This window comes from Pseudomonas sp. WJP1 (assembly GCF_028471945.1).
Classification (GTDB): Bacteria; Pseudomonadota; Gammaproteobacteria; order Pseudomonadales; family Pseudomonadaceae; genus Aquipseudomonas.
In genome coordinates, this window is the sequence record NZ_CP110128.1 from 651,235 (window position 1) to 669,172 (window position 17,938).

General features: G+C 61.9%; 17 protein-coding genes. 10 read left to right on the forward strand and 7 right to left on the reverse strand.

The window, feature by feature from the left end; genetic code table 11:
- Positions 1-11: 11 nt before the first annotated feature.
- From accB to OH720_RS02930, 5 genes are all read right to left on the reverse strand, one after another.
- Positions 12-476, reverse strand: a complete 465-nt coding sequence (accB, locus tag OH720_RS02910; RefSeq protein ID WP_008058828.1) for an acetyl-CoA carboxylase biotin carboxyl carrier protein — start codon at positions 474-476, stop codon at positions 12-14.
- Between the two features lie 24 nt (positions 477-500).
- The gene (aroQ, locus tag OH720_RS02915) at positions 501-956 is read right to left on the reverse strand and encodes a type II 3-dehydroquinate dehydratase (protein ID WP_008058809.1); all 456 of its coding nucleotides are present in this window, start codon (positions 954-956) and stop codon (positions 501-503) included.
- A 132-nt stretch (positions 957-1,088) separates the two neighbouring features.
- A complete protein-coding gene (locus tag OH720_RS02920; protein WP_272604495.1) occupies positions 1,089-2,831 on the reverse strand; it encodes a protein-disulfide reductase DsbD in 1,743 nt (580 codons plus the stop codon).
- Positions 2,832-2,993: 162 nt separating this feature from the next.
- Complete coding sequence (locus OH720_RS02925) at positions 2,994-4,940, reverse strand: methyl-accepting chemotaxis protein (protein ID WP_272604496.1); 1,947 nt, start codon at positions 4,938-4,940, stop codon at positions 2,994-2,996.
- 51 nt (positions 4,941-4,991) lie between these two features.
- A complete protein-coding gene (locus tag OH720_RS02930) occupies positions 4,992-6,662 on the reverse strand; it encodes a response regulator (protein WP_272604497.1) in 1,671 nt (556 codons plus the stop codon).
- Between the two features lie 410 nt (positions 6,663-7,072).
- Between OH720_RS02930 and OH720_RS02935 the strand changes: the two genes are divergently transcribed.
- From OH720_RS02935 to OH720_RS02960, 6 genes are all read left to right on the forward strand, one after another.
- Positions 7,073-8,140, forward strand: a complete 1,068-nt coding sequence (locus OH720_RS02935; RefSeq protein ID WP_008058805.1) for a DUF2333 family protein — start codon at positions 7,073-7,075, stop codon at positions 8,138-8,140.
- Between the two features lie 3 nt (positions 8,141-8,143).
- Positions 8,144-8,713 carry an NUDIX hydrolase gene (locus OH720_RS02940; protein ID WP_272604498.1) on the forward strand — a complete coding sequence of 190 codons (570 nt, stop codon included), beginning with the start codon at positions 8,144-8,146 and terminating at the stop codon, positions 8,711-8,713.
- 178 nt (positions 8,714-8,891) lie between these two features.
- Positions 8,892-9,263: a translation initiation factor Sui1 gene (locus OH720_RS02945; RefSeq protein WP_007914613.1), complete on the forward strand. Its 372-nt coding sequence runs from the start codon at positions 8,892-8,894 to the stop codon at positions 9,261-9,263.
- Between the two features lie 219 nt (positions 9,264-9,482).
- Positions 9,483-11,396: an arginine decarboxylase gene (gene speA / locus OH720_RS02950; protein WP_008058799.1), complete on the forward strand. Its 1,914-nt coding sequence runs from the start codon at positions 9,483-9,485 to the stop codon at positions 11,394-11,396.
- 231 nt (positions 11,397-11,627) lie between these two features.
- Positions 11,628-12,956 (forward strand): contractile injection system protein, VgrG/Pvc8 family, encoded by a 1,329-nt coding sequence (locus OH720_RS02955; RefSeq protein ID WP_272604499.1) that lies wholly within the window; start codon positions 11,628-11,630, stop codon positions 12,954-12,956.
- The gene (locus tag OH720_RS02960; RefSeq protein ID WP_272604500.1) at positions 12,953-13,750 is read left to right on the forward strand and encodes a DUF4123 domain-containing protein; all 798 of its coding nucleotides are present in this window, start codon (positions 12,953-12,955) and stop codon (positions 13,748-13,750) included. Before OH720_RS02955 ends, OH720_RS02960 begins: the two co-directional genes overlap by 4 nt.
- A 24-nt stretch (positions 13,751-13,774) precedes the next feature.
- Here OH720_RS02960 and OH720_RS02965 read toward each other — a convergent pair whose 3' ends face one another.
- Both OH720_RS02965 and OH720_RS02970 read right to left on the reverse strand, forming a co-directional pair.
- Positions 13,775-15,121 (reverse strand): MATE family efflux transporter, encoded by a 1,347-nt coding sequence (locus OH720_RS02965; RefSeq protein ID WP_272604501.1) that lies wholly within the window; start codon positions 15,119-15,121, stop codon positions 13,775-13,777.
- Positions 15,122-15,170: 49 nt separating this feature from the next.
- Positions 15,171-15,464 carry a hypothetical protein gene (locus OH720_RS02970; protein WP_008058795.1) on the reverse strand — a complete coding sequence of 98 codons (294 nt, stop codon included), beginning with the start codon at positions 15,462-15,464 and terminating at the stop codon, positions 15,171-15,173.
- A gap of 161 nt (positions 15,465-15,625) precedes the next feature.
- On the opposite strand from OH720_RS02970, the gene OH720_RS02975 reads away from it, so the two are divergent.
- From OH720_RS02975 to OH720_RS02990, 4 genes are read left to right on the forward strand one after another with little or no spacing between them, the layout of a single operon-like run.
- Positions 15,626-15,928, forward strand: coding sequence for a MazG-like family protein (locus tag OH720_RS02975; protein ID WP_272604502.1), 303 nt, complete (start codon positions 15,626-15,628; stop codon positions 15,926-15,928).
- Positions 15,928-16,677 (forward strand): methyltransferase domain-containing protein, encoded by a 750-nt coding sequence (locus OH720_RS02980; protein WP_272604503.1) that lies wholly within the window; start codon positions 15,928-15,930, stop codon positions 16,675-16,677. The genes OH720_RS02975 and OH720_RS02980 overlap by 1 nt, the downstream gene beginning before the upstream one ends.
- Positions 16,678-16,689: 12 nt before the next feature.
- A complete protein-coding gene (locus tag OH720_RS02985; protein WP_272604504.1) occupies positions 16,690-17,307 on the forward strand; it encodes a DUF4136 domain-containing protein in 618 nt (205 codons plus the stop codon).
- A gap of 55 nt (positions 17,308-17,362) precedes the next feature.
- Complete coding sequence (locus OH720_RS02990; protein WP_272604505.1) at positions 17,363-17,917, forward strand: DUF4136 domain-containing protein; 555 nt, start codon at positions 17,363-17,365, stop codon at positions 17,915-17,917.
- Positions 17,918-17,938 lie beyond the last annotated feature (21 nt).

A 17,938-nucleotide genomic window follows, 5' to 3' on the forward strand; every position in this document is an offset into this window, starting at 1 on the left:
CTCTCCGCGGTTCAAACGATGGTGAACAGCGGTTGGTCGTACTCAACCGGCTGGCCGTCTTCGACGAGGATGGATTCGATCACACCGCTGGTTTCAGCTTCGATGTGGTTCATCATCTTCATGGCTTCAACGATGCACAGGGTGTCGCCTTTCTTCACGGTCTGGCCGACTTCAACGAAGGACGGCGAGGTTGGCGAAGACTTGCGGTAGAAGGTACCGACCATCGGCGAACGGGCAACGGCGCCGTTCAGTGCTGGCGCGGCTGGAGCTGCAGGGGCGGCAGCGGCAGCCGGAGCGGCGGCAGCGGCAGGCGCGGCAACCGGAGCAGGCATTGGAGCTGGCGCGTAGTACTGCTGAGCCGGGGTCTTGCTATGACGGCTGATGCGTACGGACTCTTCGCCTTCCTTGATCTCGAGCTCGTCGATGCCGGACTCTTCCAGCAATTCGATCAGTTTCTTAACTTTACGGATATCCATGAATCATCAACTCCCAAGGGTCGGTCAGGGGCGTTTAGCTTGTTGTTCAAGCTGCTCTAGTGCGGCCTCCAGGGCCAGTCGATAACCGCTGGCGCCAAGGCCGCAGATCACTCCTACCGCTACGTCGGAGAAGTAAGAGTGATGGCGGAAAGGTTCGCGTTTGTGCACGTTAGACAAATGCACTTCGATGAATGGGATGCTCACCGCCAGCAGCGCGTCACGTAATGCGACACTTGTATGCGTAAAAGCCGCCGGGTTGATCAAAATGAAGTCCACGCCTTCGCTGCGGGCGGCATGGATGCGATCGATCAATTCGTACTCGGCATTGCTTTGCAGGTGCAGCAAATGGTGGCCGGCTTCACGGGCGCGGCGTTCCAGGTCCTGGTTGATCTGCGCCAGCGTCGTAGCGCCGTAGGTGCCCGGTTCGCGGGTGCCAAGCAGGTTCAGGTTGGGTCCATGCAATACGAGTAGCGTTGCCATCGGCTGTTCCTTGGTTATCCGTGTGCATTTGTCAGAACCCGGCGACTATGCCGCAAAGCCTTTGTGACTGTCCAGTTCTCTGCAATAGCCAGCACGATGACCGATGTTTGCGCGAAATATATGACCGCCTGGTTAAATCCGGTCATTAGCCTTGTCGACACGTTCGGCGAAGTCCCTGGCATTGATCTCGCCAATGACCCGCACATCGACGAGTTCGACGCCGTCCTTGCCGAAAAACATCAAGGCTGGAGGGCCGAACAATTGGTAGCGGTCGAGCAGGGCACGTTGTTCGGCGTTACTGGCGGTGATGTCGAAGCGGATCAGCCGATAGCCCTTGAGGCGTTCGACGACGCTGGCATCGTCGAGCACTTCATGTTCGATGACTTTGCAGCTGATACACCAGTCGGCGTACCAGTCGAGCAGCAGCGGGGTGCCGGACGAGCGGGCTTCGGCGAGCACGCGGTCGAGGTCTGCCGGGGTGCTGATGGTTTGCCAGGCGCTGGGGTTTTGCACGGGCTCGTTGCCAACCACCCTGGACGGCTGGCTGATCGGGCTGAATGGATCGGTCTGGCCGCTGAAGCCGCCGTACCAACAGGCCAGGGCATAAAACAGCAGGAACATCCCGAGCAGTTGCCCCAGGCGTTTGCGCGGCGGTTTGTAGACGAACTCCAGTGCTCCCAGGAACAACCCGACACCAGCGGCCAGCAAGCCGATCAGCAGCAAGGTCACCTGCCCCGGCAGCACCCGGCTGAGCAAGGCGATCGCCAGGCCCAGCAGCAACACGCCGATCGCGTTTTTCACGTAGATCAGCCACGGTCCGCTTTTCGGCAACCAGGCGGCACCGCCGGTGGCCACCAGCAATAGCGGGGCACCCATGCCCAGGCCGAGCATGAACAGTTTCAGGCCTCCGCCCAGTGCATCGCCGCTGGCGCTGATGTACAGCAGCGCACCGGCCAGCGGCGCCGAGACGCAGGGCGAAACCAACAGGCTGGAAACCACGCCCAGTACCGCGGCGCCCCACAGCGAGCCGCCTTCGGTGCGGCCGGCAATGCGGTCCAGGCGACTGCTGATGGCGTGGGGCAATTTGAGTTCGAAGACGCCGAACATCGCCAGGGCAAACAGCGCAAAGAACATTGCGAACGGCACCAGCACCCAGGCCGATTGCAGGCGCGCCTGCAGGTTGAGCTGGGCGCCGAACAGGCCCATGAGCGCACCCAGCAAGGCGAAACAGGCGGCCATCGGCAGCACATAGGCCAGCGACAGATTGAAACCACGCCAGCCGCCGACCTGGCCACGCAACACCACGCCGGAAAGAATCGGCAGCATGGGCAGCACGCACGGAGTGAAGGTCAGGCCCAGGCCTGCGAGGAAAAACAGCGCCAGTTCGCGCCAGTTCCAGGCGTGGGTTGTCGTCGGGTCGCTGCCGTCGATGCCCAGGCGCTCGGTTTCCGGTGGATAACACAGGCCTTTGTCGGCACAGCCCTGGTAGGTCACGGCCAGCGTGAAGGCGCGTTGATCGGTGCGCGGCAGTTCTACATCGAGTACGCCGTGGTAGACCTCGACATCGCCGAAGTACTCATCGTGCTTTTGTTCGCCCTTGGGCAGTTGTGCCGGGCCGAGGGTGACATCGGCCGGGTCGGCGCGGAACTGGAAGCGATGCCGGTAAAGGTAATAACCCTCGGTGGCGACGAAGCGCAGCTTGATCGATTGTGGCGTGCTTTCCACCAGGCTCAACTGAAAGGCTTCGCGCACCGGCAGGAAATCGGCACTGTTGTTGATCGAGCCCAGGGTCGAACTGGGACGATTCTCCAGCAACCCGGCGGCGGTGGCCGGCAGGGCGAATACTAAAAGCAGCAGGCAAAGCAAACGGCGCATGACGATCTCGCGTATCGGAATTGGGGGGATGATAGCGGACAGTAGTATGAATTGCGCCGTACCCGTAGGAGCGAGGCTTGCCCGCGAAGAACGATTACGCGGTTTGCCTGAAAGACCGCATCGTATTGTTCGCGGGCAAGCCTCGCTCCTACAGGGGGGCTGTCAGACGCGAAAGGCCTGAACGGCTGTATGCAAACGTCCACCCAACACCAGCAAATTCTCCCCTTGCTCACGCCCCTGGCCGATACGCAGCAAGTTATCCCCACCCAACTGGTGAATACGCTCGCTGTGATCGCGGATTTCACTGACGGCACCGCTCTGCTGGGCGGTGATATCGGCGATGCGTACCGCGGTGTCGGAAATGGTCTGGATCGCCCCGACGATCTTATCCAGCGCACCGTCCGCCGCCTGCGCCTGATTGGCGGTGGCTTCGGCGTGCTCGACCTGGGCGCGCATGCCTTCGACCGATTGGCGTGCCGCGGTCTGCAGCCCGGCGATCAGGGTCTGGATTTCGGCCGTGGCCCCGGCGGTGCGTTGTGCCAGCGAGCGCACTTCTTCGGCCACCACGGCAAAGCCGCGGCCCATTTCCCCGGCCCGGGCCGCTTCGATGGCGGCGTTCAAGGCCAGCAGGTTCGTCTGGTCGGCAATCGAGCGGATCACCGTGAGCACGCCACCGATGGTCGCGGACTCTTCGGCCAGGTGCTCGATCATCTGCGCATTGCCTTGCACTTCGCCCACCAGCGCATGCAGGCCGGTAAGGCTCAGGCCAATGACTCTCTGGCCATGCTCGACCGCCTGGCCGGCATGGCGACTGGCGTCGGCGGCCTGGCTGGCGTCGCCGGCGACTTGCTGGATGGTCGCTTCCAGTTCGCCGAGGGAGTCGCGGATCATTGCCGTGTCACCGGCCTGGTGTTCGGCGCCGCTGTGCAGATCATTGCTCAGCTCGGCCAGGGTTCGACTGCTGCCGGCGACCTGTTCGGCATTGAGCCGAATGGTCCCCACCAGGTCCACCAGATAGGCGCGCAAGCGGTTGAGCGACGCTTCGATATCGTGTAGTTCGCGGTTGGTGTTACCCAGCTGGATATCCCGGCTGAAATCGCCTTCCGCCCAGGTCGACAAGGCCGGTGCGAGGTTGGTCAGGGTCCGCGCCAGGCGTCGTTGCAAGGTGTCGATCAGCAGGGCGATCAACAGAATCAAGCCGATCATCAGCCCTTGCATCAGCCGGACTTCACTCTGGATCTGCCCGTGCTGGGCGCGTACCACCGGCTCCAGCCCGGCGATGGCTTGTTGCACGGCGGCGATTTTCAGGTGCGTCGCGGCACTGAGTTCGGCGCGTTTCTGGATTTGCTCGCGGGTGCGCGACAGTTCCGCCGGGTAGCGGCCGAGCAGGCTGTTGAGCTCACGCTTTAAACCGACGCCGGCATCTTCGGCGGCGGCTTTCTCGCTGTTCTCCAGGCCCATCATCGCGGCGAAATCATCGGTGTTCGACTCAGCGCTGGCCGCCACACCCAATAACGGCAGGGCGTCCAGCTTTTCGGCCTGGCTGCGGATGTTGTTGATTTCGCGCTCGACATCGGCGGCCAGTTCGCTGCGGCCGCTGCTGACCAGTTTGTCCCGGGCCAGTGACAGCTTGCCCAGGTGCTGGGAGGCGGTGAGTAGCGGGGCCAGGTAGCTCGCGATGCCACTGGCGTACTGGCTGAGTTGCTCAAGGCTGGCGCCCAGCTCTCGTTCGGCTTGCAGGAGCAGGGCCTGTGGGTCGCCCGCGAGCTTGCCGGCGGCCAGCAGATCGGTTTTGCTGAATTCGTCCAGGTTGGCCAGGCTCGGACGCAAGGTCTCAGCCAGGGCGGGAGGCAACTCGCCGAGTTCATTGTGCAGCTTGTCGATGGCCTGGCTGGCGCTGCTCAAGCGCAGTGCATCGCCGCTGGCGAGGTAATCCACAATATTGCGTGCCACGTCATTCTGGAACTGCTGTGACAACCCCAGGTAGCGCTCCATCAACAGATAGGGGCGTTCGAGGGCTTTTTGCGACCACCAGAGTGTGGCGCCAAGGGCTACGCACACGGCAACTAAAAGAAGGGTATTGAGATTGGTCAGCAGTTTCAGGCGCATCAAGGACTACCAACGGCAGAATGGTAAGTCCCTGAAGTTATTGCGTTTGTGTTACAGGGTTATGACCGTATCGGGCTCTTCCGATGAAAAAGTGGCACTTTGCTTTGATGCTCGGACGGCCTGCACACGGTTACGTCCCGCCCCTTTGGCACGGTACAGCGCCTCGTCCGCCTGGCTGGCCATCAACAGGCTGTCGGAGTGTTCGCTGAGGTCCACCACGCCGGCGCTGAACGTGCACCACAGATCCTGGGGTTGCGCGGGATAATGAATCTCGGCAAAACGCTTGCGGATGTCATCGAGCACTTTGACGGCCGCTTCGAGGTCGGTATCGGGCATGACAATGGCGAACTCTTCGCCACCGTAACGGCCGATGAAATCGGTCTTGCGCAGGCGCTGTTTGAGGAACAGCGCCAGGCTCTTGATCACCCGGTCGCCCATGGGGTGGCCGTGACTGTCGTTGACGCGCTTGAAGTGATCGATGTCGAGCATCGCAAAGCTCAGCGGCTTGCCCTCGCGGCGAGCGCGAAAGCTGCAGTCTTCGAGCAATTGCAGGATGTGTGTGTGGTTGTACAGGCCGGTGAGGCTGTCGCGCACCATCCGTGCCTTGAGATTGCGAGCCCGTGCCGCCCGGTTGCGCACGGTGGTGATCAGGTGCCGGGGCTTGATGGGTTTGGTCAGGAAGTCGTCGCCGCCCTCGCTCATGGCGTCGAGTTGCTTGTCGAGGTCGTCCTCGGCCGACAGGTAAATGATCGGCACGCTGACATAGCGGTCGTTATGGCGGATGACCTTGGCCAGCTCCGTACCGGTGCAGGCCGGCATGTACATGTCGAGGATGATCAGGTCCGGTTGAAAGTCCGCCAGCTCGGCCATGGCCTGGATCGGCTCGAGCAAGGTCCGGGTAATGATCCCGGCACTGTTGAGCAGGCGTTCGGTGTGCAAGGCCTGGGCGCGCGAATCGTCGATGATCAGCACTTTATAAGGCTCGTACTGGGCGACGCAGGTCAGCACTTCGATTTTTTCCAGCAGGCTTGATGCCTCAAGGGTGCCGGTGAGGAACTCCTGGCCACCGGCACGCACGGCGGCGAGGCGGGTCGGGGTGTCGGTTTCATGCAGGCTGAAAAACAGCAGCGGCAAGCGCTGGTCGAGACCTTCCTGGGCTTCGGCCGCCAGTTTCAGGCCTATGCCTGGGCCGCTGAAGTCAACGTCCATGACGATGGCTGCCGGCAGGCGCTCGACCATCGAGGAGCGGAATGCCGGCACGCTCTCCAGGGATTGGGCACTGAGGCCGAAAAACTCCAGCTGCTTGGCCAGTCGCTCGGCACGGTCATGATCCTGCAGCATCACATAGACCGGCTTGCGCAAGGGCGGCAGGAATGTTTGGTCGAGCTGATCGCCATGGCGCAGGCCGGTGCGCGACAGGCGTTGCATCAATCGGTTGAGGTCGCTGATCAGGCCGCTGCTGAGGCGTCCGCGATTGGCATCGACAGCCTCCAGGGACTGGCCGATGTGACGCGCCAGTTGCGTGTGTTCGGGTTGTTCGAAGCGTTCGGCGAAACGCAGCAGGCGCAGGTTGGCCTCGCTCAGTTCCGCCAGTTCCTGGGTCGACCATTCGTTGCGTTGCAGGCGTTGCCATATCTCAAGAATCTGACGTGCTTGATGAATTACCCGCTGGGCAAAGTGATGCTTGAGGCGCTCGCGGCTGGGGTCTTCTGGCTCGGTCATATCCTGACTACTGGTTAGGGGGTACGCTGAGGTCGACTGGTGGCTCTATGCTAGCATCTCTTTTCCGTTACATGAGTGTTGAACGTTAATAATCTGTGACCCCCATCCATTCAGTTTCTGACCAGCGAGTCGCCAATTGCCTGCCAGTTCTTGCTCAGGTCTAGCAATCCTTGGGCTCGGCCAGCGTCGAGTGCAATTCTGAAGCTGCTTGCGTCCAGCACGCAGGGCTGCGGTAGCCGATAGTCCATTGCTGGAAAGCGGCAGGTTCTCAGTCTTGGCGGGCTAAGGGATTCCCCTAGGGATAAAGAGATAAATTTCGCTGTAAAGCCAACGGCGGGTGCCGGGCAAAGGCACGTTGTTGTATGGTTGTGGTCGAATCGATGAACTCAAGTAATTGAAAGGATATCGCCATGCTGGACTGGAAGAACCGCGCCGGTAGCGCGCCTGAACGTGCCGCTGAACCGAAGTCGGCCACCCGCAGTTATCTGGGCGGCCTGGTGTTCAGCCGGGCGCTGGCCACGTTGATTGGCATCTACCTGCTGGTGACGATTGCTCTGGGTTGGTACTGGAGCGCGGAACCTGCTCTGTTTCCGGTACAGCAGAATGCGCAGTTGGCCGCCGAACGGGACGGCAAGCAGATGGTGGTCGGCTACACCACGGTGGAAACCCTCAAGAGTGTCGCCGGTACCCTGCTGAACAAGCCGGGCGGCTACATTTCCAACGACCGCCTGCCGCCAGGCCTGTGGATGGACAACATGCCGAGCTGGGAATATGGCGTGCTGGTGCAGGTGCGCGATTTGAGCCGCGCGCTACGTAAAGACTTCGCCCGCTCGCAGTCGCAGTCCACCGAAGACGCCGACCTGGCCAAGGCCGAGCCGCGCTTCAACTTCGACAATAAAAGCTGGGTGCTGCCATCCAGTGAGTCCGAGTTCCAGGAGGGCATCAACTCCCTGACCCGCTATCAGACTCGCCTGTCCGATCCGAACCAGAAGAGCGCACTGTTCTTTGCCCGTGCCGATAACCTGAACAACTGGCTGGGTGATGTCGGCACCCGCCTGGGTTCGCTGTCGCAACGCCTGTCGGCCAGTGTTGGCCGGGTCAAGCTCAACACGGCGTTGAAAACCGAAGTGGTGGCCCCTGGTCAGGTGCCACAGGTCGATGAAGAGATCGTCGAAACCCCATGGCTGCAGATCGACAACGTGTTCTACGAAGCCCGCGGCCAGGCCTGGGCGCTGTCGCATTTGCTGCGTGCCATCGAAGTGGACTTCGCCGACGTGCTGGCCAAGAAGAACGCCACGGTCAGCGTGCGCCAGATCATTCGTGAACTGGAAGCGTCGCAGGAAGCGGTCTGGAGCCCGATGATCCTCAATGGCAGCGGTTTCGGCGTGCTGGCCAACCACTCGTTGGTGATGGCCAACTACATCTCCCGGGCCAACGCCGCGGTGATCGATTTGCGTCAATTGCTGAATCAGGGCTGAGCCATGGCCGATAGCTCCATCGATAACCAGCGCGAGGCCGCACATCGGGCGGCCTCGGATGCCGAACAGATCGCCTGGGTCGACGAGCAGGACAACTTGCTCGGCGCCCTGGTGCGGTCTGACTTGCGCGAGCGCGGGCTGATCGGGCGCGGTACCTACATTATGTTGTTCAACTCCGCCGGCGAGCTTTGTGTACACCGGCGCACCCTGAGCAAGGCGATCTATCCGGGTTATTGGGACGTGGCGGCGGGCGGCATGGTGCTCGCCAGCGAAACCTATGCCGAGTCGGCCGCCCGGGAGCTGGAAGAGGAGTTGGGGGTGAGCGGGGTGGAGTTGACCGTTCATGACCACTTTTTCTTCGAAGACACCGGTAATCGCCTCTGGTGTTCGGCGTTTTCGGCGGTGTGGGACGGCCCGCTGACCCTGCAACCGGAAGAGGTACTGGAAGCGCGCTTCATGCCCATCGAGCAAGTGCTACGGGATATCGAGCAAAAGCCTTACTGCCCGGACTCTTTGGCGGCATTGAAACGCTATCTGAAGTCTCGCGGGCAAGACGTCGCAATACAGCTATAAATTGGCGCCGATTGGCTCTTAGCAATCGGCGTTTTTGCCGTTACACTGCGCGACCTTTTCAAACTGAGCCGGTATTGCCTGGCTCAGTAGCGCTGCCCCTGCCTGAGTGGGGCTTCGCGGTCGATGGCACCTGCCCAGGTTGCCGCGACCAGTCTTTGTCCTCCCAAGAGGATTGCCGGTGGCCAAAAAAGCCGCATCCTTCGCCGCCCTTGGTGGCCTGGTATTTTCCACCGACGCAGGTCGTCATTGCCCGGAATGCAGTAAACCGGTGGACGCCTGCATCTGCAAACAGACCGTTATCCCGGCCGGCGACGGCATCGCGCGCGTGCGTCGCGAAAGCAAGGGCCGTGGCGGCAAGACGGTGACCACCATCACTGGCGTGCCCTTGGCCGAAGACGCGCTCAAGGAGCTGGCTACAACGTTGAAAAAACGCTGTGGTACCGGTGGGGCGTTGAAAGACGGGATCATTGAAATCCAGGGCGATCATGTCGAGCTACTCTTGGCTGAGCTGATCAAACACGGTTTCAAGGCGAAGAAGTCCGGCGGCTAGCAGCCTCTGTGAAAACCACCCGCGGCTTGATCCAGACCTGCCTGAGTGCAGGCCTGGCGTCGTCACCATGGTTTTCACAGAGCCTGTTCATGACCGGTTTCTAAACTCACTGCGGTCGGCGAGGTCTATCCCTTCGTTGACGAACCGTCATTTTCATTCTTTAGACTGCGCCGGCCTGAATCCAGGCGACGCACTATGACTTCTTTATAGGGGACTTCAATGTCCGTACGACGCACACGCAAAGACGATGGCAGCCAATGGACAGTTGCGGACAGCCGCAGTGTTTACGGGATTCGCCATTGGGGGGCCGGGTATTTCGCGATCAATGACGCCGGTCGCGTCGAGGTTCGTCCCAACGGTCCGAGCAGCTCACCCATCGATCTGTTCGAGCAAGTCGAACAGCTGCGCGAAAGCGGCTTGTCCTTGCCGTTGCTGGTTCGTTTCCCGGACATCCTGCAAGACCGCGTGCGTCAGCTGACCGGTGCATTCGACGCCAACATCGAGCGCCTGGAATACCAGAGCAAGTACACCGCGCTGTACCCGATCAAGGTGAACCAGCAAGAAGCGGTGATCGAGAACATCATCGCTACCCAGAACGTCTCCATCGGCCTGGAAGCCGGCTCCAAGCCAGAGCTGCTGGCAGTGCTGGCGCTGGCGCCGAAGGGCGGCACCATTGTCTGCAACGGCTACAAGGACCGCGAGTTCATCCGTTTGGCGCTGATGGGTCAGAAGCTCGGCCACAACGTGTTCATCGTGATCGAAAAAGAATCCGAAGTCGGCCTGGTGATCGAAGAAGCCGCCTCGCTCAAGGTCAAGCCACAGGTTGGCCTGCGCGTGCGCCTGTCGTCCCTGGCGTCGAGCAAGTGGGCCGACACCGGTGGCGAGAAATCCAAGTTCGGCCTGTCGGCGGCGCAATTGCTGTCGGTGGTCGAGCGCTTCCGCGCCGCGGGCCTGGACCAGGGCATCCGCCTGCTGCACTTCCACATGGGTTCGCAGATCGCCAACCTGGCGGACTACCAGCACGGTTTCAAGGAAGCGATCCGTTACTACGGCGAGCTGCGCAACCTGGGCCTGCCGGTGGATCACATCGACGTCGGCGGTGGCCTGGGCGTGGACTACGACGGTACGCACTCGCGTAACGCCAGTTCGATCAACTACGACATGGACGATTACGCCGGTGTCGTGGTCGGCATGCTCAAGGAATTCTGCGACGCGCAGAGCTTGCCGCACCCGAACATCTTCTCCGAGAGCGGCCGCTCCCTGACCGCGCACCACGCCATGCTGGTGATCCAGGTGACCGACGTCGAGAAACACAACGACGACGTGCCACAGATCGAGAACAAGGAAGCGCTGCCGGAAACCGTGCAGTGGCTGGTGGACCTGCTGGGTCCGACCGACATCGAGATGGTCACCGAAACCTACTGGCGCGCCACGCACTACATGAGCGACGTTGCCGCCCAGTACGCCGACGGCAAGCTGACCCTGGCGGAAAAAGCCCTGGCCGAGCAATGCTACTTCGCCGTATGCCGTCGCCTGCACAACTCGTTGAAGGCCCGTCAGCGCTCCCATCGCCAGGTGCTGGACGAGCTCAACGACAAGCTGGCCGACAAGTACATCTGCAACTTCTCGGTGTTCCAGAGCCTGCCGGACACCTGGGCGATCGACCAGGTACTGCCGATCATCCCGCTGCACCGCCTGGACGAAGAGCCCCTGCGTCGCGCGGTGCTGCAGGACCTGACCTGCGACTCCGACGGCAAGATCAACCAGTACGTCGACGAGCAGAGCATCGAAACCAGCCTGCCGGTGCACGCCCTGAACGAAGGCGAGGACTACCTGCTGGGCGTGTTCCTGGTCGGCGCCTACCAGGAAATCCTCGGCGACATGCACAACCTGTTCGGTGACACCGATTCGGTGAACATCTACCAGAACGCCGACGGCAGCGTGTACCACGCCGGCATCGAGACCCACGACACCATCGAAGACATGCTGCGCTACGTGCACCTGTCGCCGGAAGAACTGATGACCCACTACCGCGACAAGTGCGCCAGTGCCCGCATCAGTGCCAGCGAACGCACCCAATTCCTCGATGCCCTGCGTCTGGGCCTGACCCGTTCCTCTTACCTGTCTTCCTGAGGTAAGTACCTCGCTCACCGGGTTGTCTGAAAATTTACCTTTTGCTTCGGAAATTTCAGATGGCCCGGTAGGGCAATTCTCTTTCTTCCAGCGAAAAAGACCGCGACTTGGCCGTCCAAGGGATTTGGTCCTCTTTTCGCGTAGGTCTTTTCCTAAGTTGTATTTCGCCTCTCTACTCGGCCATGTCTCTCGGCGAGAATCCCCGGCTTTCCCTCCTGTAGAGAAACGCCCATGGTCGATCCAGTCAACGAGCCGTCATTTCGTCTGGACGTAGCAGGTCTGTCCAATGCCTTCGAGGTTCTGGCTTTTGCCGGTAGAGAATCCATCAGCGAGCCGTTCGTGTTCGACGTGGACCTGCTGATCGAAGACCCGACACTCGACCTCGCCAGCTTGCTGTACCGTTCGGCCTCCTTGCTGTTCGGGCCGGCGGGAAACGCCATCCATGGACAGTTGCATGAACTGGTCCAGCGCGATCACGGCCAGGGGATCAGGCTCTGTCAGGTTCGGCTGGGGCCCAAACTCGCCTGTCTGGACCAGCGCTTCAGCCAGCGTATTTTCAGCGGACGTTCAGTGCCGCAGATACTGGATCAGGTGCTCAGGGAGCACGGCATCGGCGATCAGGATCGGCGCTTTGAACTGGCTGGCGATTACCCGCCCCGTGATTTCTGCACGCAGTACCGGGAATCGGACCTGCAGTTTGTGCAGCGCTTGTGCGCCCAGGAGCGGTTGCACTATCACTTCGAACAGCGGGCTGATGGGCATTGCGTGGTGTTCGGTGATGGGCCGGGGAATTTTCAGGTCGCTGAAGCGGCGGTCTTCCGTGCGGCGGGCGGGCAAGCGGCAGTGCGTCGTTTCGAAGTCAAGCGCTGCACCGATGACGCGGCGCAGCGCGTGGAATGTGACACTGACCTGGCAACGCTGCGCAGCGGCCAGCTCATGCCGCTGTCCGGGCACCCGGTTACCGAATGGAATCAGCTGTGGCTGGTGACCCATATCGAGCATCAAGGCGCACAGGCGGCGAGCCAGACCTACAGCAACAAGGTGCGGGCGGAGCACTGGGTATCACCCCTTGAAACACCGCATGTGGCGGTGAAGCCACGGATGCACAGCCTGCAACGTGCCTGGGTGGTCGATGTCGATGAGCCGCAACCTGATCCATCCAGGCCAGTGGCGGTGCAGTTTGACTGGGTTTATCAGGGGGAGGGCGCGGCATCCAGCCACTGTTGGCTGCCATTGGCTGCGCCATTGAACGCGGCGGGCAGCCTCCGGTTGGCTGAAGGCACGGAGGTGGTGGTGAGCTTCACCGAAGGTGATCCGGACCGGCCGTTGATTACCGGGTTTCTGCACGGCCCCGCCGGTGCCGAAGCAGACGAGGCGCCCAACCCTGCCGCCACGGATCTCGAAGATTGCCCGCTCGACGGTGTGCAACAGTGGCTGTGTTCGGGCGAGCCCCTGATGCTGCTGTGCCTGCTGCCCGGTGGCGGCAGTTTCAATCATTGCGCACAGGCACCCTGCGTATGCCGCGCGGCCACTCGCCTTGGCCAGAGCGGTGCGGCATGAGCGCGGCACAGGCGCCGAATGCGAACCCGCAATGGTTGTTGCTGGACATTCCGGGCGGACCGCAGGCGGGTATGACCCTGCAGGACACGTTTGCTCATGCCCATCGGTTCAGGTTGTTCGACGACACCGAGTGGCAGGCACTGCAGGAGCAGGGGCCGGTACTCGTTGATCTGCGCAGCTGCCCGGCTCTGGCCGATCTCTACCGCGTCGACGGGCAACGCTGGCGTGGGTTGCTGATGTTCAGCGAGGCGCCGGCATCGACATTGCTGGCGCATCTGCGGCGCATGCTCAGCGTCTCGTTCAACCTGCATCACCGCGCCTTGTTGAGTTACTACAACCCGAACACCGCCAGTTATTTTTTTGATGCCTGCGATGCCGAGGAACTCAGTCGCTGGTTGGGGCCTATCAGCCAGTTACGCTGGTTCGGCGGCACCTGGGCGGACCGCGCGCTGGATTGTCAGGGCTGGCAGCAATTGTTTAACCCGGGGCTTGCCGTGCGCCCTCTGGAGGTCGATGAAGATCTCAGCCCCCGGCAGCGGGAAAAACTGCAGACCTGTCTGCTGGAGCACCACGCCTGGCGCTGGAATCGATCCACGGGAACTGATTTCACGCATTTGTGGGGCCATCTGGAAGAGGGCCTGGCATTGGGCTTCAGCGAACGCCCGGTGCTTGATGGCTGGATGTGGCTGCGCTTGCAATACCCCGACGCCTGGCTGGTGCAGCCATTGTCGGGGGCTACCCAGCAGGAGCGTCTCGAAAGCCTGCGCAAGCTATGGCAGAACGACTCCCCTTGAGCTGGCGCTGTAAACCACGCCGGCTCAGTGCGCGCGGGCGAACCAGCCATCGTTCTGGCGCAGACGCCAGGCAATCAAGCCGAGCGTCAGGCTGCGCAGCAACATGAACAGCAGGAAGGTTATCCACAAGCCATGGTTGCCATATCCCTGCAGCGCCCAGGCGAACGGCAGAAGTAAAGCCACCGTCAACAGCATGCCGTTGCGCATTTCCCTGGCGCGGGTGGCACCGATGAACAGGCCGTCGAGCAGGTAGCTCCAGACCGCGATCAGCGGCAGCACGGCAAGGTAGGGCAGGTACAGGAAGGCGGTGTCGCGCACGCTGGTTATGTCGGTCTGCATCTGGATGAACAGGTGTCCGGCAAACACAAACATGCCGGCAAAGCCCAGGCTCGCCAGCAATGACCAGCCGCAGGCCACCACCAGGGAGCGGCGCAGGGCATCGCGGTCGCGAGCGCCGATGGCGTGCCCGCACAGGGCTTCCACGGCATGGGCCAGGCCGTCGAGCGCGTGGGCGGTCAGCAGCAAGCCGTTGAGCAGCAGGGCGTTGGCGGCAACGGTCGCATCGCCCAGCCGGGCGCCTTGCACGGTGATCAGGAAAAACACCGACTGCAGCGCCAGGCTACGGATGAAAATGTCGCGGTTGACCGCCAACAGCGGTCGCCAACTCTGCCAGAGCGCCAGTGCGGCCCAGACGATATGGCCGGGATAGGCGCGCAGGGCCTGGCGGGTCAGCGCCAGGCCGATCAGCGCACCGGTCCACTCGGCGATCACCGAAGCCCGGGCCGCGCCCACCACCCCCCATTCCAGGCCAAGGACAAACCACAGGTTAAGGGCAATGTTGACCAGGTTGGTGCTCAGCAGGATCGCCAGCGGCGCGCGGGCGTTCTGCGTGCCGAGAAACCAGCCGACCAGCGCATAGCTGGCCAGGGCCGCGGGCAGGCCGAACAGGCGTGTGTGGAAAAACTCGCGGGTCATCTGGTCCAGTTCCGCCGACGGTTGCATGAAGTGCAGCGCAACCCCGCTCAACGGCACACCCAAGGCACCCAGGAGCACCGCCAGCCCCATGGCCAGCAGCAGGCCCTGCAACAGAATCTGCCGCAACGCCGCGCCATCCCCGCGCCCTGCGGCCTGGGCGGCAAAACCGGTGGAGCCCATGCGCAGGAAACCCATGGCCCAGGCGAGGAAGGTATAGAGGCTGGCGCCGACCGCCACGGCCCCAAGTTGATGGGCGTGGGGCAGGTGGCCAATGACAGTGCTGTCGACCAGCGCCACCAGCGGTACGGAAATGTTCGAGAGAATCATCGGCGCAGCCAGCGCCCAGACCCGACGATGGGTGGGGCGGTCGCGCCAGTCGGCGATCAGGTTGGACATGCAGGCTCCTTGGGGAGCAGGCATTGTAGCGACACGGCGGTGGGTGGTGTCAGTGCATGATCCAGCTGAGCAACCACAACCCCAGCATCAACCAAATGATCCCCATGATGAACGCGGCGTTCATGAACGCGCGGATCGCCGACCACAGCAGTACCAACCCGACGACCAGGGTGATGATGCTGATGATCGATGTGTCCATCCCCAGTGCCTGGGACAAGCCTTCGACAAAATGGCTGCTGGCGCGACTCACCAGTTGGAACAGACCGCTGAGGCCGTCAACGATGAAGCGGATGACTGAACCGAGGACCTGGCCAAGCCATTCGAAAAAACCTTCTACCTGCATGAAATGAACGTCCTGTCTGTAGGAGCTGGCGTGCCAGCGAATTTTCACAGGCGCCGCCGAGGCACGCCATCGAATGATTATGGTGCAAAGATCGACAACGCTGCCAGGCACTTGCCTTCCCCCGCCATCCCCCCGAAGCTATACGCCTTCAGGAGAGCCCGATGAACCTTGTTGAACTGACCGAACGCCTGCACGCCATCCGTGATCGCAATGACTGGCGGCAATTTCACAGCCCGAAAAACCTGGCCATGGCCGCGAGTGTCGAAATGTCCGAGCTGGTGGAGATTTTCCAGTGGCTGAGCGAAGACCAGTCGCGCCAGTTGCCCGCCGACAAGCTGGCCCATGCCGGGCAGGAAGTCGGCGATATCGTGCTCTACCTGTTGTTGCTGTGCAGCGAACTGGGGCTCGACATGAATGAGGTTGTACGCAGCAAGCTGGCGGACAGCGAGCGGAGGTTCGGCTGATGAGCGACCGTCATTTCGATCAACTGGCGACGCGTTTCGCCGAAAAAATCTACGGCGGCGCCAAAGGTGCGATTCGCCTGGCGGTGCTCCAGGCCGATCTGGCCGAAGCCCTGCCGGACCGGCCGTTGCGAGTGCTGGATATCGGCGCCGGCCTTGGCCACATGTCGTTGTGGCTGGCCCAGCGTGGCCATCAGGTGACCCTGGCCGAGCCCGCCGAGCCCATGCTTGAAGGCGCCCGCCAGCGCTTTGCCGATGCGGGCCAGAGTGCGACCTTCATCCAGGCGCCCTGGCAGGAACTGCCCGGCCAGCTCACCGAACCCTACGACCTGGTGCTGTGTCATGCCGTGCTGGAGTGGCTGTCCGAACCGCACGCCATCCTGCCGGTGCTGCATCGGTTGACCAAGGCCGACGGCTTGCTATCCCTGGCCTTCTACAACCGCGATGCACTGATTTACCGCAACTTGCTCAAGGGCCATTTCCGCAAGATGCGCAAGAACGACATGGCCGGCGAGAAGCAGAGCCTGACCCCGCAACAGCCGCTGGATCCACGGGAGTTGGCCGCGCAACTTGAGGGGCTGTGGCAGGTCGAAAGTCAGAGTGGCGTGCGGGTTTTTCACGATTACATGCCGGTGGAGTTCCAGGCCCGCGCCGAGCTGTCGGACCTGCTCGAAATGGAGCTGGCCCATCGTCGCCATCCAGCCTTTGCCGGGCTTGGGCGTTATTTGCACTGGATCTGTCGGCCGGTCTGATCGGAGTCCGAAATGAAAAGTCGTTCAGGGTTGCTGTTGATCTGCCTGGGCCTGGCGGCCTGCCAGGGCAGCAATCCGTACGTGGCAAGTTCCAAGCCCTTGCCGCCTGCGCCGCCCCAGGCGGCCAGTACTTTTGATCGCAGTGCCTACCCAGCGCCACCGCGAGACTACGGGCGTTATCGCAGCTGGGCCTGGCTCAACGGGCAAATGCCGCCGGGCACCCCGTGGGCGGATTCGGAGCAGGTCGCCGAGGCCGTCAGCAGTGCGCTGGATCAACGCGGCCTGCGGCCTCTGCATGACAATCGGCCGGCGGACCTGTTCGTCAGCGCTGACCTGCGCCTGGAAACCCGCTTGCGTCAGGTCCAGGACGATTACGGCTACTACGGCGGTTATGGTGGCTACAACCGCTATGGTTATGGCCCGGGTTATGGCATGTACGGCAGCACGCCGATTGTGCGCACTTATGAGGAACAGGTCGTGGTGGTTCACGTCGACCTGTACGACGCGCAAAACGGTGAACCGGTCTGGAGTTCCAGCGCTGAAACCAGCAACCGCGGCAGCCAGGGTGAGCGAGTCGATGCCATTCGGGAGGCTGTGGAAAAGGCAATGTCGGCGTATCCTCCTAGTTAGCTTCCTGTGGTCAAGAAGCACTTCGCAGGTTCATGTCTTCTACCGGAGAATCATCATGTTCCGCCGTCTCGCTTTACTGGCAGTGGCCGTGCTGCTCAGTGCCTGCGCCGCCAACCAGGTCAATCATGACTTCGATGCCAGCCGCGATTTTGCCGCCTATCGCACCTGGAGCTGGAAAGAACCCGCGCTGCAATACCGTCCCGATGACCCCAGGATCAAGAGCGACCTGACCGAACAGCGCGTGCGTGAATCGGTGGGCGAACAGCTCGAACAGCGAGGCCTGCGCCAGGCCGGCGCCAAGGGAGACGTGAGTGTCCAGGCTTATCTGATTGTCGAGGATCGCCAGCAACAGGTGACGACCAACTACGGCGGCGGTTGGGGCTACCCTTGGTACGGCTACTATGGCGCGCCGATGTACAACGAAACCCGTCTGGTGTCCTACAAGGTCGCGACGATCCAGATCGACCTGCTCGACGGCAAGGACGGCAAGCTGGTGTGGCGCGGCAGTGACGAGCAGATGCTCAGCCGCACGCCGAACCCGACGGACCGCAGTAATGCGATCCACGAAACGGTGACGCGGATTTTGGCCAACTATCCACCCCATCGATAACAACGTGCCTGCACCCCCCAC